Below are 25,435 nucleotides of genomic sequence, written 5' to 3'. Positions count from 1 at the left end.
AAAGGTGCTAAGATCTTAGAACCTTAGCACCTTAGTATCTTAGCATCTTAAAGAAGCGCTAACTCAATCGCATTGGTGAACAAATCTTCCAGAGAAATTCCGGCTGCTTTGGCTTGTTGCGGAATCAAACTTTCGGTTGTTAAACCCGGAATTGTGTTCATTTCAAGCATATATGGTTCGTTGTCTACGATGATGAATTCGCTTCTTGAGAAACCTTTCATTTTTAAAACTTCGTAGGCACGTTTTGCTGTTTCTCCTACTTTTTGTGTTAACTCATCTGAGATTCTTGCAGGTGTTATTTCTTGTGATTTTCCTTCGTATTTCGCTTCGTAATCGAAGAAATCATTATCAGAAACAATTTCTGTAATTGGTAAAACTTTAATTTCTCCTTTATAATTGATAACTCCAACAGAAACCTCAGTTCCGTCAAGGAAACTTTCGATGATAATTTCGTTGTCTTCTTTGTATGCTACTTCAATAGCAATTGGCAATTCTGCAGCAGTTTTTACTTTTGAAATTCCGAAACTAGAACCGGCTTTATTTGGTTTTACGAAACATGGCAAACCTACTTTTTTTACGATTTCATCTGTATTGATTGCATCACCTTTGTTTAGGTAATAAGAAATAGCAGTTTTGATTCCGTATGGTTTTAAAACCGATAATAAATCACGTTTGTTGAAAGTTAATGCTGATTGGTAATAATCGCAAGATGATTGCGGAATTCCTAATAACTCAAAATAAGCCTGCATTAATCCGTCTTCGCCCGGAGTTCCGTGAATGGCATTGAAAACACAGTCAAATTTGATTTTTTCTCCGTTTACAGTAACTGAGAAATCATTTCTATCAATTGGAAATTCAGCATCATTGGCATCTACATAAACCCATTTTTCTTTAAAAATATGAATACGAAATCCGTTGTATTTTGTTTTATCTAAATATTGGTGCACAACGTTTCCTGAGATGAGTGAGATTTTATATTCGCTTGAATATCCGCCCATGATAATGGCTATGTTTTTCATTGATTTGATGTTTATTTGTTTAATCGTTTATTTAATTTGTTTCAGGTTTCAGGTTTTCTTTGTTTCAAGTCTTACAACTGATTTATTCTTCTTTTTGTCAGACTGAGCGAAGTCGAAGTCCCGCATGTTGAATCACTTTGCTGGGCTTCGACTTCGCTCAGCCTGACAAGATTACGTACATAATCCGCTAAGTATAAAAAAAAAAAATGTTGCTATGAAACCTAAAGTCCTAGCCCTGATGGAAACGGCATCCTTTTGTGGCGGGTTTTGCCATAAAAGATACAGTGTACAGCAGGAAATAGCTCCTTGTAATAACGTGTATTAAAAGCTTTCTTGTTTTAAACAAAATTATCATTTTTTTTGAAACGAAATAGCTTTATCTTTGCCTCAACTAAAAATAAATTTATGAGTTTACGTAAGTATTTAACAAGCCGAGTATTTTTTATACAAATATTAATTGCCATTGGAATTGTTGTCGTTTTAGTGTATTTATTTATGCATTGGTTGACTTTTACAACTGATCACGGACATGAAATTACGGTTCCGAATTTGTCTAAATTAACAGAGGAGCAAGTTGAGTCTAAACTAGACGAATTAGACTTGGATTATGTGCTTTTGGATAGTGTTGATTACCGAAGTGGATTTCCTAAATATAGTGTTGTTGAGCAAGATCCGTTGCCGGGAACAAAAGTAAAAGAAGGAAGAAAAATATATATTAAAATTAACGCATCAGGATTTTCATCGGTTAAAATTCCTGATTTAATTGAAAAAACATATCGCGAAGCAGTTCCTACATTAAAAGCTTTAGGGCTTGAAGAAGGAACAATTACGTATATCCCGAATTTAGGAAAAGATATGGTACTTGAAATGCGTTATAAAGGCAGAAACTTAAAAGTAGGTGACCGCGTGCTTAAAGCTTCTAAAATTGATTTGGTTTTAGGAGACGGAAAAGCAACTTATGTAGATGAAAGTCAAGCAAATGACAGTTTAGCTGCGCCAGCTACTGAAACCCCAAAAGATGAACAATAATATTGAAAATTTAGATCTGGAAGACGAATTATTCGAACATTTCAGATTTGAAGTCCCTAAAGGTCAGGCGCTGTTGCGTATTGACAAATATTTAATGAATTTGATTCAGAATGCGACCCGAAATAAAATTCAGAACGCAGCTACTGAAGGAAACATTTTTGTAAATGATATTCCGGTAAAATCAAATTATAAAGTAAAACCGTTTGATGTCGTGACGGTTATGTTAACGCATCCGCCGTTTGAAAACCATATTCTTCCGGAAGATATTCCGTTGAATATTGTTTATGAAGATGATGCTTTGTTGCTTATCAATAAAGAGCCGGGAATGGTTGTACATCCTGGTCACGGAAACTATACCGGAACTTTGGTAAATGCATTGGCGCATCATTTTGATAATTTGCCAATGAACAGCAGCGAACGCCCAGGTTTGGTTCACAGAATTGATAAAGATACTTCCGGACTTTTGGTTGTTGCCAAAACCGAAGCGGCAATGACGCATTTGGCAAAACAATTTGAAGCCAAAACTTCTGAACGTGAATATATTGCCCTTGTTTGGGGAAATGTTGCCGAAGAAGCCGGAACGATTGAAGGAAACCTTGCCAGACATCTAAAAGACCGCATGCAAATGGCTGTTTTTGCAGATCCTGAAATAGGAAAACCTGCGATTACACATTATAAGGTTTTGGAGCGTTTTGGTTATGTAACATTGATTTCCTGTAAATTAGAAACAGGAAGAACGCACCAGATTCGTGCGCACATGAAACACATCGGGCATCCGTTGTTTAATGACGAACGTTATGGTGGACATTTGATTTTGAAAGGAACTACGTTTACAAAATACAAACAGTTTATCGAAAATTGTTTTAAAGCATTGCCACGTCAGGCTTTACATGCTAAAACACTTGGTTTTGTACATCCAACAACTGGAGAAATGATGCGTTTTGATACCGAATTACCGCAGGATTTTCAGGATTGCATCGAGAAATGGCGTAATTACGGAAAAACGCATACACTGGAAGAGGAAGAATAGATTTTAGAAGCAAGAGAATAGAATAAAGAGAATAGATTTACTGTGATATATAAAAAAGCTCCATATTGGAGCTTTTTTGTTTTTCAAATTCGTGAAAATTCGTGTTTTAATTTAATTCTGAATGGTATTTTATTTTACCGATTGATCCTGTTTCGGTTGGTAAAAGTTCAAAAACAGAAGTAGGAGCGAGGCCTTGTTCTATTCGGTGTGAAACATATAGGATAGTTACGTTCGTTTCTTGTTTTATGGTATTGATTAGCTGAATTACCAAATCGACATTTTCGTCGTCTAAACCTTCTACGGGTTCGTCAAGAATTAATAATGGCGGATGTTTTAAAACAGCACGAACAATTAAGGCAACTCTTTGCTGCCCGATAGAAAGATCTATAAAACGTTTTTTTCTTAAATGTGTCATTTCGATTACTTCAAGCCATTGCGAAACAATTTGTTTTTGATGCGTAGTTGGCTCAATATAAAGTCCGATGGAATCGAAAAATCCGGAAAGAATCATTTCTTCTAAAGTGTGGCTTTTTTGAAATAAATCGGTCATCGAAGTCGTGAAAATTCCGATTTGTTTTTTGATATCCCAAACGCTTTCGCCGCTTCCTTTTTTTCTTCCGAACAAAAATAAATCCTGACCAAAACCTTTTGGATTATCGCCGGTGATTAAAGATAAAATAGTGCTTTTTCCGGAACCGTTGGGACCAATTAATTGCCAGAATTCACCTTGTTTAATTGTCCATGAAATGTTGTCGACAATTTTTCGGTCATCGTAACTAACAGAAATATTTTCCATTTTAATTAGTACACTGTCGTGGAAGGAATGTGGCTCAATTGCTTTTGGAATTGCCGCTGTATTTAAGGTTTTAAAATGACTTTCGGTTTGTGAAATCGGATGTAATTCAAATGTATTATCTTTAATTTGTGCTTTATTCGGAACAAAATGAAGCACATCTGTAACGCGGTTTACAATTTGAATAATAGCAGTTACTTCGATTAAATCTTTTAAGGATTCGGCTAAAATTACTCTCGAAGCCTGATCTAAATGATCAAATGGATTATCGAAAATGATGAAATCCGGTTTTTGGTTGATGCAGTATTTTAAAAATTCTTTTTTCCGTTCTCCGGATGAAAAAGTGCGTAATTGTCGGTGCGATTCAGGTGAAGCTTCAACAATGTCATATTGATATTCTCTTTCGATGAATTTTTCGATCGCAATATCAGAAAACAGAATTCCTTTTTGATTATTAAAAATGTCTAATTCTCCTTTTGCTTCTCCGGAAAGCAAACTTTCAATGAACGCTTTTTTATTTACCTGATTTGATAAAAGTATATCCCAATGCTGCATTTTGTATTTTTATTTATGTTGACTGTATTATAATATAATAAGAACATAGATTAATAATTATGTTTTTTTAATCATTTTGTTTTTTTGTTGCCATTTCACGATCGTTTCTTGACCATTCGCTCCAGGAACCTACATAAAGTTTAGGAATTTCTATTCCGGCATAATCCATCGCTAATAAAGTATGACAAGCCGTAACTCCTGAACCGCAATGTACAATTATATCTTCGGCATTTTTATTGCCTAAAATGGCTGTGTATTTTTCTTTTAATGCTTCAGCAGATTTATAAAATCCATCTTCATTTAAGTTTTCACTAAAAGGAACATTTATTGCTCCGGGAATGTGCCCTGCAATTAAATCCAGAGGTTCTGTTAAACCATCAAAGCGGTTTTTATCGCGTACATCAATAACAATATTTTGATTGCTATTTCTGGCGTTTTCTACTTCGTCAATATTTGCTGTGGCTAATTTCCATCCTGAAATTGGATATTTTTCTACAACATCAAATTTTTCAACTTCAGAGCTTACAGGAAAACCAATTTTAATAACTTCTTGTAAACCTCCGTTTAAAACCTGAACTTTTTCATGTCCAGCAGCTTTCAACATCCACCAAAACCGCGCTGCAGCATTTGATCCGTTTTTATCATCATAAATAATGACATGACTTTTAGGTAAAATTCCAACTTTAGAAAGTACTTCTGAGAATTTTTCAAAAGAAGGCAACGGATGTCTTCCTCCATTTGCGGGATCAGTTTCAACAGTTGCTAAATCCCGGTTTAAATCGACATAACGCGCACCTTTCAGATGTTCGTTTTTGTAATTTTCTTCGGCATTAACTCCGGCTCTGGCATCAATTAAAATAATTTCAGATGAATCCTGTAGTTTTAATAATTCTTCAGGATTTATAATGGGTGAAAGTTTATTTGACATGTCTTTGCTCATTTTATTTTTTAGAATTTCCTAACCAAAGCAACGCATTAAGAATCAATTTGCTTTCAGTTTTATTTTCAAAAGTATATGAAAGAGTTTTATTCGTTCCTTTTTCATAATCGATATCATTATGCCCCATATTTACATAAAGCATTTTGTAGTTTTTATTTGTCCAAACAACAGGATAATAACCTTCATGCCAGATTTCGTGCTGTTTTGGTCCGGTTCCTAAAGGAAAACTGGTTTCATCAATAGCTAAAAGTATTTTTATGTCCGGGTTTTTCCTCAAATCATTATTCCATTTATACCATTCGTTTGGTGCAGAAGTAAATGTTTTTGGCAGATTTTTAGTTATCGGATGTTGGTTTTCAACACGTAAAACTGCCGATGTTGGCCGCCATGTATTACTCGAATATTCGCCCGAACCTAAGAACGTGTTATGATACCAATCCCAATTTTGCGGATAATCAGAATCATTTAAAGCAAAAGCCGAAAAATGGAATCCGATGAAACCGCCTCCGTTTTCCATGTATTTTTGAAAAGCTTCGCGCTGACTTGGTGATTCCGGTCGTGTGTCTAAAAATAAAACTACCTGATATTTGGCCAGAAACTTGGCGTTTAGATTATCCCAATTGCTTGTAGAATCATATTCGAAATGATTTTCTTTTGCTGTTTTCGGAAACCACTTATTGGCTTCGTGTACAAAACTAATATGCGCCTGATCGTTTTTTGCCGTATAAAAAGCAATCACTTTAAACTTAGTTTTGCCTTTTTGATGCTGAGAATATCCAGAAAAACAAACTAGAAAAAGTAGCAGTAAAATACTTTTTTTAATTATAGAATCACTTTTTGTATCTAAAATTGACATTGAATTTATTGTTGATTAGTCAGGAATTTTCTCGATCAGTATTTCATTTTCTGCTTTATCAAAATAAGTACAGGTCATTTCTATAATATCAACTCTCCATTTTGCTATACCACATTGTGCGGCATGATTACAAAAAGTTAAATAATCCGTTTGTCCGTCCTGATGCATTACAAGAAATTCAATAAAACGCTCTTTATTAGCAGTATCCGCCACTTTAATTTCAGCATATTTTTCGTCAGCAGTAACATTATAATTATTGACACCGTAATATTCAACATGTCCGTCATTTACAAAAGTGTCATAGCCTTTTACGCCCAAAATAATTAAGTCCTGAATATAATTTGGAAAATCAGCACCGCTTTTTACTTTAGAATGTGCGTCTTTTATTTGATCGATTGTAAACATATTATTTAGTTATTAGATTATTTATTGTAAAAGTTTCCGCCACGAATTCACGAATTTTTATTTATGAATTAATTAAAAATAATTCGTGAATTCGTGGCGGAAAAATTATTATTTATTTCAAAAATACGATTAATGGTTTTATAAATTGATCAAAAGATTCAATATGCGGTAAATGTCCCGTATTTGGTACTTCGACTAATTTAGAATTCGGAATTGCTTTTTGAGTTTTCTTGCCCAATTCTGCATAATTTCCCAATGTTTTTTTAACTTCTTCTGATGCCCATTGTTTTCCAATTGCTGTTTTATCTCTTGTTCCGATGATTAAAAGCGTTGGACTTTTTATGTTCTTAAATTCATACACAACTGGTTGTGTAAAAATCATATCGTACATCAATGCTGAATTCCACGCGACGATATTATAATTGGGAGCCGTTGTCCAGCCGGCGCTTAGCTCAGCCCATTTTTGGAAATCAGCATTCCATTTTCCGTCATAATAATTCGCCATTTGGTATTTTTTTATGGCTTCGTAGTTTTGTTTTAATTCACCTTCATACCACCAATCAACGGTTTTGTACGGAACAACCAATTTCCAGTCTTCTAAACCAATTGGATTCTCTAAAACTAATTTTTCGGCCGTTTCCGGATACATTAACGTAAATCTTGTCGCCAACATTCCGCCCATAGAATGTCCTAAAATAGTTGTTTTTTGAATTCCTAAATGATCCAGTAATTTTTTAGTATTCTCTGCCAGTTTCTGAAAAGTATATTGAAAATTATCCGGTTTTGACGATTTTCCAAAACCTATCTGGTCAGGAACAATAACTCTGAAACCTTCTTTTGTCAGCGCTTTAATTGTAGTTTCCCAATATGCACCATTAAAATTTTTTCCGTGAAGTAAAACGATGTTTTTATTGTTGTAATTGTCGGGTTTAATATCCATATAAGCCATTTTTAAAGCCTGACGCTGATTGTTCAATTCTAAAAAATGAACAGGAAACGGATATTCGTAATTACTTAAATTAATGTCAAGCGCTTTTATATTTTCCTGCTGCGAAAAGCAAAGAAAGGGAAGTATAAGTAGAATAAATTGTATGTTTTTCATTGTTGAATAATATTTTCTTAAAATTAAAACTAACCATTTTAAAAGCAAAAATTAAAGTCTTAAAATTATCAGAAAATATCTGTTATTAAAATTAAGCCATTACTGCAACAATGCTTAAAGCGATTTCTGCCAGTTTTTGATCACCAATAATTTTTACTTTTTCTTTAGCTTCATTTGGAGTTATTCCTTTCGAAAACAACAACCACGCATCATCAGGATTTATTTTTACAATTGCGGTTGGTTCTGTATCAAAAGATTCAATAAATTTCCAGTTGTCTTTTTCTTTAATAATATTCCATTTTCCGCCAATTTCAGTATTTACGATGAGTGTAATAATGGTACCTTCTTTGGCTGAGGCATTTTTATAAGCGTGTGGCAAAGCCTGCATAAAAGTATGAATGAACGGATAAAATAAAGTTTTGGTAAACAGGGCTTGTTTGCCAACAGCATTTCTAATTTGTTGCTGATGAAGGAATTTTTCGGTGTATTCACGCGCAATATGAAACCAGTTTAATGAAGTTTCTTCTCCTGCCCAGGCGACAGAAAAAATAGCTTCGTCATAAGGATTTAAACTCTTTAAATGTTCGGAATATTGTTTTCCGGTAATTTCTAATAAATTCGTTATTACTGCCGGACTTACTCGTTTTGTAGCATTTGTCCAACTCATATTGAGCTGATTAAGAAAACCAACCAGATCTTCATAAGAATTAATATTTTCTGGTTTTTCTCCAAAGAAATGATCTCTGGAAATGGATAAACCTCTCAAATTTCCATCTAATAAATGAGAAGCAATATCTTTTACTTTCCACTTTTTAGCAACCGTTTGGGCGTTCCATTCTTCCTCAGTTAATGATTTTAAAAGTTCAATTAATAAATCATCCAGAACAGGAAATAAATGCAGCGTTTCTATGGGGATAATTTGTGAAGATTTCATAAACTATTTGTCTTTTGAAGTATTTGTTTCGCTATTTTTAAAAGTGACAACCCGCTGTGGATACGGAATATCAATTTGAGCTTCATCAAAACGTTTTTTAATGCTTTGCAGTAAATCACAATACATTACAAAACCATCTGTAGAATTTTTTGCCCACGCCCAGGCTTTCAATGTTACGCTAGAATCTGCAAGTGCAACAACGCGCGCTATAACCAAAGGCATTTTTTGTTTTTTATTTTCAGCAGTTCGTGTGTCAATAAAAAGAGGATGTTTAGCAATTTCGTCTTTCATGATCTCTAACGCGTTTTCGATATTCGATTCATAACCAATACCAATCTCGATAATCTTGCAGCATTTGGTATCGTGCATATTGGTATTGACAATAATTTGATTGCTGATAACAGAATTCGGAATAATGATTCGGTTGTTTTCAGCATCTTTTAGAACAACTTGCCTTAAATTGATATCTTCTACAGTGCCAACAAAATTGTTTATGGTGATTTTATCGTTGATTCTGAACGGTTTAAAAATGACAAGAAATATGCCGCTCACAATATTACTCAAAGCTTGTTGAGAAGCTAAACCGGCGACTAAAGAAATAACTCCGGCACCTGCCAAAAATGAATGTCCGATAATCTTGAATTCAGGAATTTGAATTAAAGCAAAAGCAAATCCTAAAATATAAATTACAGTAATTATTAAATGTTTTAAAAACTTAAACCCAGTTACGTCATATTCTTTATGGCTTAGTTTTCGGTACAAAAAATAGCGTAATACTTTATCTGTAATTGCTCCCAGAATAATTGTTGTGATTCCAATTATGGCGATAATAATTCCAATTCTGAAGTCTTTTACAAAGTCGAACATACGTTTTAGTTTTTAAGTCTAACAAAGTTATTGTTATTAAAGATAATTCTCAATGATTGCATGAAATTTAAAAAGAGGGAAAAGCTAATTTACGAAGTTTTATTTTAGATAAAATTTCTAATGAGATGGTTTGTTTAAAATGACGTAATTAAAATTATTGATCTTTTTTTAATTATAGTCTTTATAGTGTTAAAAAAATAAGACAAATGCAAAGAAATGATTGCTTTTACGTATTTGATTATTCGAATTAAACTAAAGTTTCGGTTTCGCTTCTAAAAATATAAAATACTGATAATTAGTATTGTAAAACAGGATTGGACAGGATGGTCGCTTTTTGGCTTATGGCTAAATTGGTTATAACTATTTAACTGATTATAACCAAATCACTATGAAAAAACACACTTTTACATTTAATTATGTACTCAAATCCTGTATGATTTTTGGATTTATTTCGATGTTCGGAACTTTAAATGCGCAAACATTGGCATTCCCGGAAGCTACAGGTTTTGGCAGATTTACTACCGGTGCACGCGGGTCAGCAAATCCTCAAATTTATTTGGTCACCAATTTAAACGACAGCGGTCCGGGCTCCTTTCGGGACGCCGTAAGCCAGGAAGGCCGATTTGTCATTTTTAGGGTAGGAGGTATTGTTAATTTGCAAACGCAAGTTGTTGTAGCAACTAATACGACTATTGCAGGACAAACGGCAACAGGCGAAGGAATTGTATTTTTAGGACCAAGAGTAACTTTTACCGGAGCAAGTAATACGATAGCGAGATATCTTCGAATTCGTTACGGAGGAACCGCTCAAAATCAGGATGCATCCGGATTGGCAAATGGGGCAAATATGATTTTTGACCACATGACTTTTACCTGGGGAACTGATGAAGTATTTTCTATCAATTGGGATAATAAAGGTGTAAGCCCGGATAATATCACGATTCAAAATTCGATTATTGGTCAGGGATTGCATCGTCATAATCATTCTGCCGGAGGTTTGATTCAGCCTTCCGGAGGAAAAATAAGTTTGATTGGGAATTTATATATCTGCAACAAAACCCGTAACAATAAAATAAAAGGAATTAATGAGTTTGTAAATAACGTTGTTTACAATTGGGGAAATTATGGAAATACTTACGGACATACAGAATCTGGCGACGCTTATATTATGGGCGGAGATTCGGCCGGAAGTTCTGATGTCAATATTATAAATAATTATTTTATTGGAGGTCCAAATACCAGTACGACGATTACAACGCCTTTTAACAGAGGAAACGATAATTTTCTGTTGTACGGTTCCGGCAATTATTTTGATAATAATAAAGACGGAGTTTTAAATGGCGCTTTGGTTCCTGCAGATTTAACGGGATATCCTACGGGAGACGCTGCTACTATTTTGTCTACTCCTTATGATTATCCGATGAAAAATACAACGCTCACGGCTCAGGATGCTTACAACAAGATTATTTTAAATGTTGGAGCTTCTTACCCAAGACGTGATCAGGTTGATAATTTAATGATTTCTGATTTAATGTCTAAAGGTAAAACTGCCACTTACGTGTATCTTCAAACGGATTTAATCACACAATTTGGTTTTACAAACGGAGGTGCAGGACATGTGTATGGCGCGCCGGCTCCTTTGGATACTGATAATGATGGAATGCCGGATGCGTGGGAAGATGCGAATGGGTTAAATAAAAACAGCAATGTTGATGCATTGACAGTAAATACTTCACATTCGCCTTATCTGAATATTGAGGTTTATATTAACGGATTAACGAATGTAACGCCACCGGATTTTATTATTCCGCCATCGAATTTAAATTTTACGAATGTGATTTCTACTGAAATTCCAGCGACAAGTTCTTTCACCATTAATTGGAGCGATAATGCGGCCAACGAGGATAGTTATGTTCTGGAACGTTCTACAAATGGAACTGATTTTACGATTTTGAGTACTTTAGCATCAAATATTTCGAGTTATAATGAAACTGGTTTAACGCCAAATACGCAATATTACTACAGAATTAAAGCGACAAATTTAACAGAATCATCGGCTTACAGCGAAATTGCTTCAATAACGACACCGCCAATTCCTTCAGCACCAGCGAAAGTAACAAATCCAACTCCTGTTACGGCTTCAAATAATGTAGAATTGACAAATGAAAATCTGATTTTAAAATGGAGTGGAAGTTCGAATACAGTAACATATTCTGTTTATTTTGGTACTAGTGCTTCAAACTTAACAAAATTGACGGATTTGGCATATGTTGCAAGCCCTTCATATCAAGTTACTGGATTAAATTCGGATACTAATTATTATTGGAGAATTGATGCTGTAAATGCAAAAGGAACTGCAACGGGCGATGTTTGGAGTTTCAGCGCACTAACGCCAGGTATTGTTGGTCATTGGCCTTTTAAAGAAGCTGCTTCGCAGGGAGAAGAAATTGCTGATATTACGAATTATGCTAATAATGGTGTTTTGGATATAACTTATGATAATGCCAATGTAAGAGTGCCTGGAAAAGCCAATAATGCCATAGATTTTTCAACTTCTCCCAATAATAAAGCGATGGTTAATATTCCCAATCAGGATCATTTATTGTTTGATAAAAATTCGTTTACGGTTTCATTTTGGATGAAGGCTGCTCCGGCTTTATTGCCAACTTCTTCGGCGACGAGTATTTATGTTTTGTGCAAAGGTTCATTTATAAAAAACACGACAACGGGAGCTACAGGCAGAAGGTATAATATAGAAATTAAAGGCGGACTTTTGCGTTTTGCCATTGATGACGATAAAACCAAAAAAGAAGTTACTACAGCCGCAGCCAAATATTTTACAGACAATTGGGTTAATGTGGTTATTATGAGAGATATTCAGGCTCATAAAATGAGAATTTATACGGATGGAGTTTTTTCGGCAGAGTTAGACGAAACTGCTGTAACAGGAATCTCTGAAGAAACAGATTTAATAATTGGAAATATTGGCGAGATCGAATTAGCTTCAGGAACTGCGCCAGCGCCATACAAAGGTCAGTTTGATGAACTTCAGATATTTAATTATCCTTTGAATGCAACTGAAGTTCTGGGCTTGTTTACACAGGAATTTTTGAGCACTGATAAATTCAGTCAAAACAAAAATAATATTATTGTGTATCCTAATCCGGTGAAGGATAAAATTTTCATCAATATCCCAAATCAAACGCTTGTTTCTGCAACAGCTTCTTTAATTGATATTTCGGGAAGAACTATTCTCAAAGAAAAAATTATTTCTGACGGAAATGGAACTTTTGCTTTAAATATTGCAAATAAAAAAATTACCGGACTTTATATTCTGAATGTTTCGGGAGAAAACTTCAATGGTAATTTTAAAGTTGTGGCAGAATAAACGGCTATAAAAAATCCAAAAACATAATGATAAATTATGTTTTTGGATTTTATATTTTTTGATGGTTTTTAGTTTTTAAAGTCCAACAAAATCATCTGTTTTCGGGAAAATACTTAATGCCTGAATAGCGATTTCCGGGGTTGGAGAAGCTAGTTTTCTAAGTTTAGTATCCATCCATGCGCCATCAACAGTAATTACGGCACAAAGCGTGTCATCTTCTCTTTTAAATTCGTGAATGATTGACCAACGCGAAGCATCGGCTTTCATTTTTGATGTTTTAGTATGAATAAATATTTTATCTGAAAGTTTTAATTCTTTTCTGAAAACACATTCTTCCCTAAATAAAACCGGTCCAAAACCCTGTGTTTGCATCACTCTTAAAGTTAAGCCCAGTTCTTCAAGAATTTCGATACGATGTTGTGCACCAAAATCGTAATAAGCACTATGTCGAACGTGAAAATTAGGGTCAAGATCTGACCAGCGAAAAGATATTTCTTTAATAAATGAAGCCATTTTGTATTTGTAATTTTAATGAAAAATCGAAATTACAAATAAAAACCCAAACGAGGTATTAGAAAATTGTTATTAAAGAAAATCTTAATTCAATTCGGTTTCGGTTATGGCAGATATTACAATATCATCTTCATCTAATGATTGTAAAAAATCAGTTGCGTCAAATACTTCTCCAATTGTTGTTACGCCTGTCTTTTTTATTTTGCCTGATACTATTCGATTTATGGTTTCTACCACTAAAGGCGCCGTAACAGCATAAATATCCTGACCAAAAGCAGTAATTGATCTTTGTGTTTTATCTTTTTTCGCAACGACTTCTACACAAAAATGCTGAGAGGATCTGTTTTTTTCGTCCGTTGGTAAAGGCTCGGGCGTATCTGCATTTCTTAAATCGTCTAAAGAGTTTTGGCTCAAGTAAGTATTAATGTTATTTACATTTAAATGACGAGAAATAGTAATAATTTCTGAAAGCGGCAAAGTTACCACTTCCTTAATTCCGATAGGATTTTTAAAATCCCATTTTACAGGAGGATTTGACTCCAGTTCTTGTAAACGTTTGTCTTTAAAGGTTAATCTTTTATAATGATTTCGATCTCCTGTTAATCTGGTTCCTTTTGTAGGATGCCAGGAATCGAGACCGATGTAAATATTTATTTCTTCGGTTTCTTTCCAATCCTGAGTCAGTGAAGTGCTTAATAAATCACCTAATCCGCCGTAAAATGCAGCAGCGGGAATTATTAAAATTTTATCTTTTGCTTGTTCCGTAAATTGTTCAAATACATCTAAAACCGCTTTTTGTTCAGCGCTTAAATCAATATAATGAATTCCCAATCGCAAAGCTGATTGAATAATGGGTTCTGCCGTATCTAAAAAAGGACCGGCACAATTTATAATAATAGAAGTTCCTGAAAATGCATTATCTAACGTTTTAGCATCGCTAATATCTGCCGCTTTTACAGCTGAATCTGGATATTGCTGTTTTAAAAGCTGTAGCTTTTGTTCGTCTCTTCCGGAAAGAATCAAATCATATCCTTGTCTGGAAAGTTCGGCAACAATGAATTTCCCTGTGTGACCATAAGCGCCGTATATTGCAATGCTGTTTTTCATAGTAGAAAGGATTAGATTATTGTTTTAAAAAAAGCAGTTATTTTAACCACAAAATTTAAATGGTTTTTAAGTTATTCCATTCATATTCTATTTTGTTTAATCTTATATAAAAAATAATAAGAAGCAGGAGTTCAAATCTAAATTCAAAACGAATACTTCTAAAAATAAAAGGAAGTATAATCATAGAAAATAAACAAATTGCAATTCCGGCAATAGCATCAACCTTTGCAATTAAAATAGCATTTTGTTTTTCGAACCACAGCGTATAGGCAGTATATCCTTTGAATATAATAATAGCAATGATAAACATTCCAATTCCTGAAAAAGCATTATAAGTTGTAAATCCATAAATTGATAAACGAATACTTGGTGTAAAAAGATTAAAAATTAATGCACCTACAGAACAAGCTCCCATTAACATAAAAATCCAACAAAAAATTTTGATCCACCATGGCAAAAGTTTTCTTCTGATAATTGTTGGTTTTTCAAATTCATCAAAGCGATTTTCTAATTCTTGTTCCATCCTATAAATTTAGTTTTTAAAATTATTTTTATAATACTTGATAAGTAATTCCAAATCTTAAAATTTTTGAATACACTTCGTTTGTTCCGCCAACATATCCTTCTTTGTAATTTTTTAATCCGAAAGAATAGCCTAAATAAACTCCAAATTTTTTATAATCTGTTGAGATTTGAATTCTTGGACGAAAGTCTGTATTTATTGTTTTTCTATCTCTGGAAATAGTATATTTATTACCATTCGTGTCAGTTGCGTCTCCCTTTTCTTTGGCATTTAGAATATTTGCAAAATCAAAACCGGCCACTAAGTCAATTGGAAGTTTGTCTGCATTAAAACGATATCCTGCAAATGGATTTATATTTATTGATTTGATATCCATAAAAGTTTCGCCAGAAACAGGCACAATAACATCTTCCTCATATTTAAATACATCTGTTAACGAAATTTTACTTCGCAGATCTTCGTAACCGACTCCTACGCCATATATAAAATTTACTTTGGTTATTCTTTTTAGATTTAGCGAAACTCCGTATGATAATGCATTTTTTGATCCATAAGGATTATTAGTGTATCCATAGCCTACGGTTTCAGAAAGGAGGATAAATGAAGATGGTTCTGCGCTTTTTCCACTAAAAGAGGAAAGTCCGGAATCTAAAGATACTCGCAACTCTGTTTTTTGAGCGTAAGAACTTGAAAAGAAAATAAAGGCGACCGTAGTAAATAATACTATCTTTTTCATTAAAATTTTGGTTAAAGTTAATGAGGCTAATGTAGGTAAAATAGTATCGTATATTTTAATTGCTATTTTATTTTTATTTTAAATTTTAATCTAATTTGTGTTCTTTTTCCTTTTTACTATTTAATTTTTTTACAATCCACGGAAGTGTAAGACCTTGTCCGATAAGCGTAAAAAGCACAACAGCAACAGAAATAAAAATGATCGTATTTCTTTCCGGAAACGGAGTTCCGTCTTCAAGAAATTTTGGAAGTCCAATAGCAATAGCGAGAGAAACAATACCACGCATGCCTGACCAACCTAAAATAATACTGTTGTTAAAGTCAAGAAGTGCATCTTCGCTGATTTTCCTTTTTCTTTTTCCGGTATCATTTTTTTGAAAAGCCTTTTGAAGGTTAATTTTTTGAAGAAATACCCTAACCATTCGAATTAATAAAGCCACAATTGTAATGATAAAAGCATAGCCGATATAAGGCAGAATCATATCGTTATCTATGTCTTTTAATAAGTATCTGAAATTAAGTCCAATTAGAATAAAGATTAATCCATTTAATAAAAAGATGATAATGTCCCAAAGGCTTCGAGAACTGTTTTTTAAACTTTCGGGGAATATTTTTTTACTGAAACGGGCAATTGCCAATCCTGAAATAACAACTGCAATTACTCCCGAAACATGAAGTTGTTCTGCAACTAAATATGCTATAAAAGGCATTAATAGCATGAAACTAATAGTAACGTTTACATTTTTATGCACTTTGCTTAATATAAAGGCCAGGATTTTTGATATTATAAAACCTACCAGAAAACCGCCGCCTAATAAAATAACAAATTGTAGTGTTGCTTTCCATATTACAAAAGCAGAACCCATTACAGCAGCTACGGCAAAACGATAGGCGACAAGTGCAGAAGCATCATTTATAAGACTTTCACCTTCAAGAATAGTAATCGTTTTATGCGATATTCCCAATCCTTTGGTTATGCTTACGGCTGCAACGGCATCAGTCGCAGAAAGAATTGCTCCAAGAACAAAGGCCAAAGGCCAGGTAATGTTCGGAATCATGTAATGCGCCACTACAGCAATCCAAAAAGTAGTCAGGAAAACCAGTGTTATTGCCAGCGTACTGATGGTATTAATATTGGTTTTGAAATCTTTAGGAGAAATATTAAACGAAGCATCGTATAATAACGGAGGAAGAAAGATCAGAAATATAATTTCGGGATTAATTTCAATTTCTTTCATTGTTGGAATAAATCCAATTGCGATTCCAACAATTACAAGAAGAATAGGGTAAGGAAGTTTTGCTTTGTCAGCAAAAGCAGATAGCCCTATGACGATGGCGAGAATAAATATAATGATACTGTAGTTTTCCATTATTAGAATTTAGAGAAATGCTAATGTAAAAATTTCAGGCATTAATTGAAAATAATGAAAGATATTAAAATTGTAGATTAAGATAATTTTCTAATGAAACCAATTATCCTAGCCCTGATGGGAGGGAAGATCCTTTTGTACCGGCGTTCGGTACAAAAGATCTGGAAGGACAGCAGGAAACAGCTCCTGATAATGACACGTAAAGTGCTGATATGCCATAGTTGTCAGGTTTAGAAAATGTCATGTTGTCAGATGATTATTAGCATGCCAATAACAAAACTGACAATTTACTTTGGTTTTTTATCTTGGCACAAAGATTGACTTATGCCACCTGAGTTATAAAATGTATATCAAAATTAAATATATAAAAAATGGGTAAAATAATCGGAATTGACTTAGGTACGACGAACTCTTGTGTTTCTGTAATGGAAGGTAACGAAGCAGTTGTTATTCCTAACGCAGAAGGAAAAAGAACAACGCCATCTATCATCGCTTTTGTTGAAGGTGGAGAAATTAAAGTAGGTGATCCTGCAAAAAGACAAGCGGTAACGAATCCTACAAAAACGATTGCTTCTATTAAACGTTTTATGGGACACACTTTTGCTGAGACTACAAGCGAAGCAAAAAGAGTTTCTTATTCAGTTGTAAAAGGTGACAACAATACACCACGTGTGGATATTGACGGTCGTTTATACACTGCTCAGGAATTGTCAGCAATGACTCTTCAAAAAATGAAAAAAACTGCTGAAGACTATTTAGGTCAAACTGTAACTGAAGCGGTTATTACTGTTCCTGCTTACTTTAACGATGCACAACGTCAGGCTACTAAAGAAGCTGGAGAAATTGCTGGTCTTAAAGTTATGCGTATCATCAATGAGCCAACTGCTGCGGCACTTGCTTACGGATTAGATAAAAAAGGAACTGATCAAAAAATTGCTGTTTACGATTTAGGTGGAGGTACTTTTGATATCTCTGTTCTTGAATTAGGAGACGGAGTTTTTGAAGTATTGTCTACAAATGGTGATACTCACTTAGGTGGAGATGATTTTGACCACGAAATTATTGACTGGTTAGCAAATGAATTCTTAGCTGAAGAAGGTATTGATTTACGTCTTGACCCAATGTCATTGCAACGTTTGAAAGAAGCTGCAGAGAAAGCAAAAATTGAATTGTCTTCTTCTTCAGAAACTGAAATCAACTTGCCATACGTAACAGCTACTGCTTCAGGACCAAAACACTTAGTAAAAAAATTATCAAGAGCTAAATTTGAGCAATTAACTGATTCATTAGTTAAACGTTCTATGGAGCCAGTTGCTAAAGCATTAAAAGATGCAGGTTTAACTACATCTGATATCGACGAAGTAATCCTTGTTGGAGGTTCTACTCGTATGCCAAGAATCGCTGACGAAGTTGAAAAATTCTTTGGTAAAAAAGCATCTAAAGGAGTTAATCCTGATGAGGTTGTTGCTATTGGAGCTGCTATTCAAGGTGGAGTTTTATCTGGAGATGTAAAAGATGTATTGTTACTTGACGTAACACCTCTTTCTTTAGGTATCGAAACTATGGGTGGTGTTATGACTACATTAATTGAGTCTAATACAACTATTCCAACAAAAAAATCACAAGTATTCTCTACTGCTTCTGATTCTCAACCATCTGTTGAGCTTCACGTATTACAAGGAGCTAGAGCAATGGCTGTTGATAACAAAACTATCGGTCGTTTCCACTTAGATGGTATTCCACCAGCACCAAGAGGAGTTCCTCAAATTGAGGTTACTTTTGATATTGATGCAAATGGTATCATCAAAGTAACTGCAACTGATAAAGGAACTGGAAAATCTCACGATATCCGTATCGAAGCTTCTTCTGGATTAACTTCTGAAGAAATCGAAAAAATGAAACAAGATGCTGAAGCTAACGCAGACGCTGACAAAATAGCTAAAGAAAGAGCTGAGAAATTAAACGAAGCTGATAGTACTATTTTCCAAACTGAAAGTCAATTGAAAGAATTGGGAAGTAAATTAACAGACGATCAAAAAACAGCTATCGAATTTGCTTTAACTGAATTAAGATTTGCTCACCAATCTCAAGATCTTGAAGCAATCCAAAAAGGATTAGACAATGTAAATGCAGCTTGGAAAGTAGCTACAGAAGCAATGTACGCTCAAGGTGGTGAAGGTCAACAAGCAGCTCCACAACAAGAGCAATCGCAAGGTGACAATGTTGAAGACGTTGAATTCGAAGAAGTCAAATAAGTACTGATTAACATCAGTTAATAATAAGTGATAAAGCGCTGTAAACATTATGTTTACAGCGCTTTTTCTTTTTAGTACTTTTTTGTTTCTGGTATTTTTTAATCGTTTTTTATCATATATTTGTACCACATTTGTACCGGCACTTAAAAGGCGATAAAGTGGCACTTATTTTTGCTAATGGTAACTTAATCAGGAGATAAGGGAAATGAAGAGATTAGATAAACAATGTCTTATCTGCGGAGACGGATTTCTGCCCAAAAGCGTGACTTCTGTCTACTGCTCAGCTAAATGCAGTAAAAAGGCATACAAACAGAAGATGCTGCAGCTTAAAAAGGAAGCGGAGCTCAAAGCGCTGGCAGATAAAATACCCAAGGACAGGGTCTTTATTTCTGTTGCCGAAGCTGGCATTCTTTTTGGTGTTGCTAAAAGGACCCTTTACCGGCTTGTGAGCGAGGGAAAAATTCCTTCAGTTAATTTAGGAACCCGCCTTGTAAGGATAGACCGCAGAGTCATGGAAGAGATGTTCGGCCCTGCGCGCAGCGTGTCTCAGGCTGAAAGCGCACCGAAGAAAAAATTATACAGCCTTGAAAAAGAAGACTGCTATTCCATCGGTGAAATAGCTCAGAGATTTCAAATATCTGAAGGTTCTGTCTACAGCCATATCAGGAAATATTCAATCCCGACCAGACAGATCGGAAAGCATGTATATGCCCCCAAAATGGAAATTGATAATTTGTATAACGGAAATGATTTTATATGAAACAATTAGCAAAAACCAAGGTGACTGTGCGTCTTCGAAAAGCAGAAGACCGAAAAGAATGGTATGTTTACATAGAAAGCTATCCTGTTGAGGTTTCTGGAAAGAAAACTCCCCAGAGAATCCGTGAATATTTAAACAGGTCCGTAACAACTGTAGAATGGGACAAGAAAAGAGTTTCCCGCACAGATGCAGAGGGAACTAAATCCTACAAACCCAGACGCAGCGATAATGGAATTATAATGTGCGGAAGCGAAAGTGACCGAGAAACAATGCTGTATGCTGACGGAGTACGCAAAATCCGGCAGAAAGAATACGATAATATAGATCTGTACAGTGATGCTGATAACCTATTGGCTGAACAGAAAGAGAAAGGAAAAGAGGATTTTATTAAATATCTAGCTGCTGTGGCTGCTAAAAGACACGCCCGAGGTTCAAAATCCATTCAGATCAATTGGGAGCGGACCAAAGAATTTTTAAAAAGCTATTCCAAAGGCAGCCTGATGTTTTCCGAGGTTGACAGCAGAATGGCGGAAGATTTTAAACTGTTTCTGCTGGGTGCCCCGCTCGGAGGAGGCAAAAAAGGAATACTTTCCCGCAACACTGCGGCAAGGTATTTCTCCATTTTTAAAGCGGCTTTAAAACAGGCCTTTATCGACGGATATCTAACAGTTGATTTATCTTCAAAAATAAGAGGCATTCCGGATCAGGAGTCAAGACGTGAATATCTGACCATTAAAGAATTGAATGCATTGGCCGAAACGCCCTGCGAAAAAGACATCCTTAAAAGAGCGGCGCTTTTCTCGGCGCTTACAGGTCTGAGGCATTCCGACATTCAGAAGCTCCGCTGGAAAGAGATAAGTATGGAAGGCGGCAGGGCTAAGCTGCATTTCACGCAGAAAAAGACAAAGGGTGTCGAATATATGCCTATTTCCAAGCAGGCTTTACAGCTCTGCGGAGAACCGAGGCTTCCCGGACAGCTTGTTTTTGAGGATCTGCCGGATCCGTCGTGGATTTCACGCCCTCTGAAAAAATGGGTTGAATCTGCTGGCATTAAAAAAAATATTACCTTCCACTGCTTCCGCCATACATTTGCAACACTGCAGCTGTCGAGCGGGACAGACATCTATACGGTCAGCAAAATGCTGGGGCATACCAATGTAAAAACTACTGAAATCTACGCCAAAGTAATAGATGAGAAGAAAAACAGAGCTTCGCAAGCAATACAATTGGAATCTTTAAAAAACAGGCCATAATGAAAACAAAATACTTTGAATATATTGCAGTTTACCTGTCTGTTTTTTTGGTCTGCATTTTTATAGGCGCAATCGCAAGATTTGTACTGCTAGAAATGGGTGCTGATGCTTATACGGCCGGCATATTTTTCTGGATCAGCACTGGATTTGGAATTTTAACGTTTGCAATTCTAAGTTTATTTCTTAACGATCTGACTGAGAGATTGCTGAATCGTTTTTTGAAGGCAAAAAAAAATGAATCGGCTGAAAGCCGGATTCCAAATGAAGACCTTGAAAAAATAGAAGAGGAGCGGCAGGATGTTTTAATTAAACCCGAGTTGCTTGAGAATAAAAATTTAGCCAGAGATATTGAACAGATAAGGGAGGAGCGGCAAAATGCAGTCAAAAATCAAAAACAGGCCAGGATTGATGCTGCCATCCGTTATGCACAGCAGGAGTTCGCGCTTTATGCTTCGGATGATGATCTGAAACAATTGAGTAAGAATTTAATAATATATGCCGAAGACATAAATTTCGAAAAAATTAAACCGGTAAAAGTAAAGGATCTGTCCAATCTCGATCTGTATCATTTCGGCTGGAATATCTGGAATTGTTTTAAAGTCAGCAGACAGGACAGAGCCGCACAATTTTTAAAACTGACTTTTGCTGACGCTTTAAAAGATGTTGAAGTGAAGAGTATTAAAACGCATCTGAAAGATGATGAACAGAAAGGGCTTATAAAGATAATAGAAGATTTTACAGATTTGTAAATACCCAAAGTTATAAAGCACTGTGTTTGTCAAGTGTTTTTGCTGTGAAGAAGGACACAGCAGAAACACTTTTTTCATTTGTACCATAACTATTAAAAACGATAGAAATGGACATAAACGAAATCTCTTTTGAGAACCTGCCTAAAGCAGTAGCACACTTAGTGAAAGAAATTGCCGAGATTAAACTTATGATTCAGAATGTACAGGTATATGAATCTAAAGAAAAAAGTATTCCTATTGGTATTGAAGAAGCAAGCCGGCTGATAGGAAAAGCAAAGCCTACAATTTACGCTCTTGTAAGGCAACGAAAAATTCCGTGCTATAAATATGGTAAAAAGCTGTACTTTTTTGAAGAAGAACTTTTAGAATGGATCTCTAAAGGGAAAAAGAAAACAATACAGGAAATCGAATCAGACGTATTGAATTATAATCAAAATCGAAAAAAATAGAGGGATAACAGCCAGCAGGAATACTTATATCACTCTAGTAGGTCATCAAAAAGCATTTAATACAAAGCGATATGTTATCCTTAAAATAAAGATTTTATTTCATTATTATTCTTCTAAAAAGTCTTACTCTTCTGGTTATAAATTATACGGTTTAATGTTAAATTGATAGTTTTTTATGCTGTCCAGTTTTCCGTTTTCCTTGTAATACCGCCATTCCCCAAAATAAAACCAATGCATTTCACTGTTGTTGATTTCAAGTTTTGTACTGCCTTTTTTCATCAAGTTTCCGTTTGGATAATAGTATTTTGTTTTACAGATATTGTTTTTATACCTTTCTTTGCGAACTAGTTTTCCGTTATAAAAATGTTTCCAGGTCCCTTTTTCAAAATCATTTTGATACCTACCCTGAGTGACGTATATATGATCTAAAGTATCAACAGTCATCCAATAGCCTTCTCGTTTATCGTTTATAACTCTGTTTATAGGGGTTCTGCATCCGAAAAGTCCGAACACAAGAAGAAAAAGAATTGTTTTACTGATCAATCGGATCATAGTTTTAAGTAATTTATAGGCCACAAGGGGATTGGGCATTTACAGTTACAAGGATGTAGTATGGCAAATTTATGGACTATAGCTATTTATTTAATTTGAATTTTGGATGCCCCATTTGCCAAAAAGCAAAAGCAAATTCATCCGCATAATCATTATAAAGCTGTAAGTTGGAATTTTTTATCCCGTGTCCCGTATCATAGCTTACAGCAAAAAGAGTTTCATTTTTGGAGGCAGTGAATGTTTCCAGTTTAGCTACAAATTTAGCGGACATCCAAGGAGCCACCCTTGCATCATTCATACCTACAGAGATAAGACAGGCAGGGTAGTGTATACCCTTTTGTAAATGTTGAAAGGAATCAATCTCGGCAAGCATGGCAAGCTCCTCTTTATTGCCAGGATCCCCTAATTCTTTCATATTGTTAGGTCCGTTTGGGGCTTTATCGATTCGTAGTGGGTTGAGATATCCATCATAACAAACCATGACTTTGAATAAATCAGGGCGCGCCGTCATAGCCCTGCCCACTAAAATCCCCCCGGCACTTCCGCTCAAGATACCTATTCTGTCGCTGGTTGTGATATTATCCCTGATCAAATACTCAGCCGTAGCAATAAGGTCTTTCCACGTGTTTGGCTTATTTTTTTTAAACCCGCTTTCATGCCATCCGTCCCCTTTTTCACCTCCGCCTCTGACATGAGGTATCACATATATACCCCCATTCATCACCCAGCTTAATATTATAGGCTGAAAACGGGGGTTTTTTGAGATGCCATACGACCCATAGCCGTCCATCATAATGTAGTTTTTTCTATCCCGTTTTATGTTCTTGCTGAATATTAAACTAACAGGTACTAGTACACCATCGTGTGAGGAAATCTCTATTTCCTTCACGATGAAATCCTTAAATTCAGGATATGTAGCAACAGGACTTGTGGTATCCTCGATGAACTGATTGTTGTCGGCGTTATAGCTAAATCTTCTGTTAGGATCCAGCCATCCACTTGTTGTGATTAGTAAATCATTACCATATTTATTATTGGAAGAAAGGATTATATTTCCGGCCTGTACCGGTAACTCCAATTTTTTTATCTTATTATTTCTTTTTAAGTATAAATTGGCCTCTACACCATTTTTTTTGGTCGTGTAGTAGACTCCATCAGTATTAACTACAAATTCGTCAATTGTTTCTTTTGGATCTTCCTGAACAATGATCTCGGGGTTTTTAAGGTCAGGAGCTGAAATTTTGGTTCTGATAATTTTATAATTGGAAGCATTATGTGAGGAAATGCAATACAGATCGTCATTGACCACTATAGGATCCAATAACCCGTCGCTTTTTTTGTAAAGTGGTTTCCAGTTTATTTTTTCGTTTAATAAATTTGAAAATGGCGTATAGTAATAGTCTAAATATATAGCCGCACCACTCAAGGAGGCGAGGATATATTTATCTTTTAAATTTATTTTTTTGATGAAAGGAAAATCCGCCCGTGCAATCTTCATCTCAGGATTATTTTTTTTCGAGAAAATAACAATATGCTTTGATGGATGGTCACCGATCCTGTAAATAACCGACTCAGTATCCAGAAGATAATCAGCGCTCTTAGTATCTGTGATTGGAATGTGGACATAAATAATACCGCTGCTGTCAGGAAGCCAGTTAATCCCACCAAGTTCTGAGGGCCAGCAATTACTGATAACGGTTGGCAATAATGTCCTGCTTTCCAGATCCAGGAAAACTATTTCCGCAATTTCTTCGCCATTTTTGGTCAAACTAATTGCAATTTTATTTTCATCCCAGGATGGTTTTAGGTATGAGATAACATAGGTCTGACCTGCTGCTGGTTTATAACTGGAAGAGTCAAAAAGTAAAATTTCTTCCTTACCCTGTTTTTTGCAGTATAATTTATCAGATTTATCTGTTACAGATTTTTTTAAGTAATAAAAAGTGTTATTCTCGGTGACGGTCAATAATGCTACATTAAATGATTTTCTTTTCTCAAACTCAATGAACTGTGCAACCAATTCATTTCTTCCTGAAATATTATTCAGTACAAGTCTGGCACGGTCATTATGCTCTCTGAACCATTTTTGAACGGAATCATTCTGCAAATTTTCTAAATATTGAAAATCATCCATAACGGAAAGATTAGCTGTGTTATTAGTTTTTGGATTAGTCATTAATTCCTGTGCTGTTCCAGAAAGGACAAAACTAAACAGAAAGAGGAGTTTGATTAAAAATTTCTTTTTCATTTA

At 35.0% G+C, this 25,435-nt stretch carries 23 protein-coding genes; 8 read left to right on the top strand and 15 right to left on the bottom strand.

The annotated features are described in order from the left end of the window. Positions 1 to 47: 47 nt before the first annotated feature. Complete coding sequence (locus GKZ86_RS20450) at positions 48 to 1,019, bottom strand: D-alanine--D-alanine ligase (protein ID WP_154784912.1); 972 nt, start codon at positions 1,017 to 1,019, stop codon at positions 48 to 50. 405 nt (positions 1,020 to 1,424) lie between these two features. Between GKZ86_RS20450 and GKZ86_RS20445 the strand changes: the two genes are divergently transcribed. Together GKZ86_RS20445 and GKZ86_RS20440 are read left to right on the top strand one after the other, a co-directional pair. Next, a complete protein-coding gene (locus GKZ86_RS20445) occupies positions 1,425 to 2,048 on the top strand; it encodes a PASTA domain-containing protein (RefSeq protein WP_154784911.1) in 624 nt (207 codons plus the stop codon). Beyond that, the gene (locus GKZ86_RS20440; RefSeq protein ID WP_154784910.1) at positions 2,038 to 3,078 is read left to right on the top strand and encodes an RluA family pseudouridine synthase; all 1,041 of its coding nucleotides are present in this window, start codon (positions 2,038 to 2,040) and stop codon (positions 3,076 to 3,078) included. The genes GKZ86_RS20445 and GKZ86_RS20440 overlap by 11 nt, the downstream gene beginning before the upstream one ends. A 106-nt stretch (positions 3,079 to 3,184) precedes the next feature. Here the strand turns inward: GKZ86_RS20440 and GKZ86_RS20435 are convergent, their stop codons facing one another. From GKZ86_RS20435 to GKZ86_RS20405, 7 genes are all read right to left on the bottom strand, one after another. Next, positions 3,185 to 4,426, bottom strand: coding sequence for an ATP-binding cassette domain-containing protein (locus GKZ86_RS20435; RefSeq protein WP_154784909.1), 1,242 nt, complete (start codon positions 4,424 to 4,426; stop codon positions 3,185 to 3,187). 67 nt (positions 4,427 to 4,493) lie between these two features. Then, positions 4,494 to 5,354, bottom strand: coding sequence for a sulfurtransferase (locus GKZ86_RS20430; RefSeq protein WP_154784908.1), 861 nt, complete (start codon positions 5,352 to 5,354; stop codon positions 4,494 to 4,496). A gap of 13 nt (positions 5,355 to 5,367) precedes the next feature. Beyond that, positions 5,368 to 6,222, bottom strand: coding sequence for a ThuA domain-containing protein (locus GKZ86_RS20425; RefSeq protein ID WP_154784907.1), 855 nt, complete (start codon positions 6,220 to 6,222; stop codon positions 5,368 to 5,370). 15 nt (positions 6,223 to 6,237) lie between these two features. Continuing rightward, complete coding sequence (locus GKZ86_RS20420) at positions 6,238 to 6,627, bottom strand: DUF1398 domain-containing protein (RefSeq protein ID WP_154784906.1); 390 nt, start codon at positions 6,625 to 6,627, stop codon at positions 6,238 to 6,240. Positions 6,628 to 6,739: 112 nt separating this feature from the next. Beyond that, a complete protein-coding gene (locus tag GKZ86_RS20415) occupies positions 6,740 to 7,729 on the bottom strand; it encodes an alpha/beta fold hydrolase (protein ID WP_154784905.1) in 990 nt (329 codons plus the stop codon). A gap of 91 nt (positions 7,730 to 7,820) precedes the next feature. Then, complete coding sequence (locus GKZ86_RS20410; RefSeq protein ID WP_154784904.1) at positions 7,821 to 8,663, bottom strand: maleylpyruvate isomerase N-terminal domain-containing protein; 843 nt, start codon at positions 8,661 to 8,663, stop codon at positions 7,821 to 7,823. Positions 8,664 to 8,666: 3 nt separating this feature from the next. Then, a complete protein-coding gene (locus GKZ86_RS20405; RefSeq protein WP_154784903.1) occupies positions 8,667 to 9,530 on the bottom strand; it encodes a mechanosensitive ion channel family protein in 864 nt (287 codons plus the stop codon). A gap of 388 nt (positions 9,531 to 9,918) precedes the next feature. Here GKZ86_RS20405 and GKZ86_RS20400 point away from each other — a divergent pair, with 388 nt between their 5' ends. Then, a complete protein-coding gene (locus GKZ86_RS20400; protein WP_228526636.1) occupies positions 9,919 to 12,918 on the top strand; it encodes a LamG-like jellyroll fold domain-containing protein in 3,000 nt (999 codons plus the stop codon). Positions 12,919 to 12,993: 75 nt separating this feature from the next. Here the strand turns inward: GKZ86_RS20400 and GKZ86_RS20395 are convergent, their stop codons facing one another. The 5 genes from GKZ86_RS20395 to GKZ86_RS20375 all read right to left on the bottom strand — a co-directional run bounded on the left by GKZ86_RS20395 (position 12,994) and on the right by GKZ86_RS20375 (position 17,166). Next, the gene (locus GKZ86_RS20395; protein ID WP_154784902.1) at positions 12,994 to 13,431 is read right to left on the bottom strand and encodes a thioesterase family protein; all 438 of its coding nucleotides are present in this window, start codon (positions 13,429 to 13,431) and stop codon (positions 12,994 to 12,996) included. A gap of 84 nt (positions 13,432 to 13,515) precedes the next feature. Continuing rightward, the gene (locus GKZ86_RS20390) at positions 13,516 to 14,538 is read right to left on the bottom strand and encodes a trans-acting enoyl reductase family protein (RefSeq protein WP_154784901.1); all 1,023 of its coding nucleotides are present in this window, start codon (positions 14,536 to 14,538) and stop codon (positions 13,516 to 13,518) included. Between the two features lie 55 nt (positions 14,539 to 14,593). After that, a complete protein-coding gene (locus GKZ86_RS20385) occupies positions 14,594 to 15,061 on the bottom strand; it encodes a hypothetical protein (protein ID WP_154784900.1) in 468 nt (155 codons plus the stop codon). Positions 15,062 to 15,089: 28 nt separating this feature from the next. Next, a complete protein-coding gene (locus GKZ86_RS20380) occupies positions 15,090 to 15,797 on the bottom strand; it encodes an outer membrane beta-barrel protein (RefSeq protein ID WP_154784899.1) in 708 nt (235 codons plus the stop codon). Between the two features lie 85 nt (positions 15,798 to 15,882). Beyond that, complete coding sequence (locus tag GKZ86_RS20375; RefSeq protein WP_154784898.1) at positions 15,883 to 17,166, bottom strand: Na+/H+ antiporter; 1,284 nt, start codon at positions 17,164 to 17,166, stop codon at positions 15,883 to 15,885. A 371-nt stretch (positions 17,167 to 17,537) separates the two neighbouring features. Between GKZ86_RS20375 and dnaK the strand changes: the two genes are divergently transcribed. From dnaK to GKZ86_RS20350, 5 genes are all read left to right on the top strand, one after another. Beyond that, on the top strand, positions 17,538 to 19,421 hold the full coding sequence (gene dnaK / locus GKZ86_RS20370; RefSeq protein ID WP_154784897.1) for a molecular chaperone DnaK: 1,884 nt from the start codon (positions 17,538 to 17,540) through the stop codon (positions 19,419 to 19,421). Between the two features lie 205 nt (positions 19,422 to 19,626). Next, positions 19,627 to 20,181 (top strand): helix-turn-helix domain-containing protein, encoded by a 555-nt coding sequence (locus GKZ86_RS20365; protein ID WP_154784896.1) that lies wholly within the window; start codon positions 19,627 to 19,629, stop codon positions 20,179 to 20,181. Further along, a complete protein-coding gene (locus tag GKZ86_RS20360; protein WP_154784895.1) occupies positions 20,178 to 21,434 on the top strand; it encodes a site-specific integrase in 1,257 nt (418 codons plus the stop codon). Before GKZ86_RS20365 ends, GKZ86_RS20360 begins: the two co-directional genes overlap by 4 nt. Next, on the top strand, positions 21,434 to 22,183 hold the full coding sequence (locus tag GKZ86_RS20355; RefSeq protein ID WP_154784894.1) for a hypothetical protein: 750 nt from the start codon (positions 21,434 to 21,436) through the stop codon (positions 22,181 to 22,183). The genes GKZ86_RS20360 and GKZ86_RS20355 overlap by 1 nt, the downstream gene beginning before the upstream one ends. Before the next feature lie 107 nt (positions 22,184 to 22,290). After that, complete coding sequence (locus GKZ86_RS20350; RefSeq protein WP_154784893.1) at positions 22,291 to 22,632, top strand: helix-turn-helix domain-containing protein; 342 nt, start codon at positions 22,291 to 22,293, stop codon at positions 22,630 to 22,632. Between the two features lie 135 nt (positions 22,633 to 22,767). Here the strand turns inward: GKZ86_RS20350 and GKZ86_RS20345 are convergent, their stop codons facing one another. Both GKZ86_RS20345 and GKZ86_RS20340 read right to left on the bottom strand, forming a co-directional pair. After that, positions 22,768 to 23,184, bottom strand: coding sequence for a hypothetical protein (locus GKZ86_RS20345; RefSeq protein WP_194632616.1), 417 nt, complete (start codon positions 23,182 to 23,184; stop codon positions 22,768 to 22,770). Positions 23,185 to 23,266: 82 nt separating this feature from the next. Beyond that, positions 23,267 to 25,432 carry a prolyl oligopeptidase family serine peptidase gene (locus tag GKZ86_RS20340; RefSeq protein WP_154784891.1) on the bottom strand — a complete coding sequence of 722 codons (2,166 nt, stop codon included), beginning with the start codon at positions 25,430 to 25,432 and terminating at the stop codon, positions 23,267 to 23,269. Between the last annotated feature and the right edge of the window lie 3 nt (positions 25,433 to 25,435).

The organism is Flavobacterium sp. LC2016-13 (assembly GCF_009707955.1).
Taxonomy (GTDB): Bacteria; Bacteroidota; Bacteroidia; order Flavobacteriales; family Flavobacteriaceae; genus Flavobacterium.
This window is presented reverse-complemented; position numbering and strand designations above follow the sequence as displayed.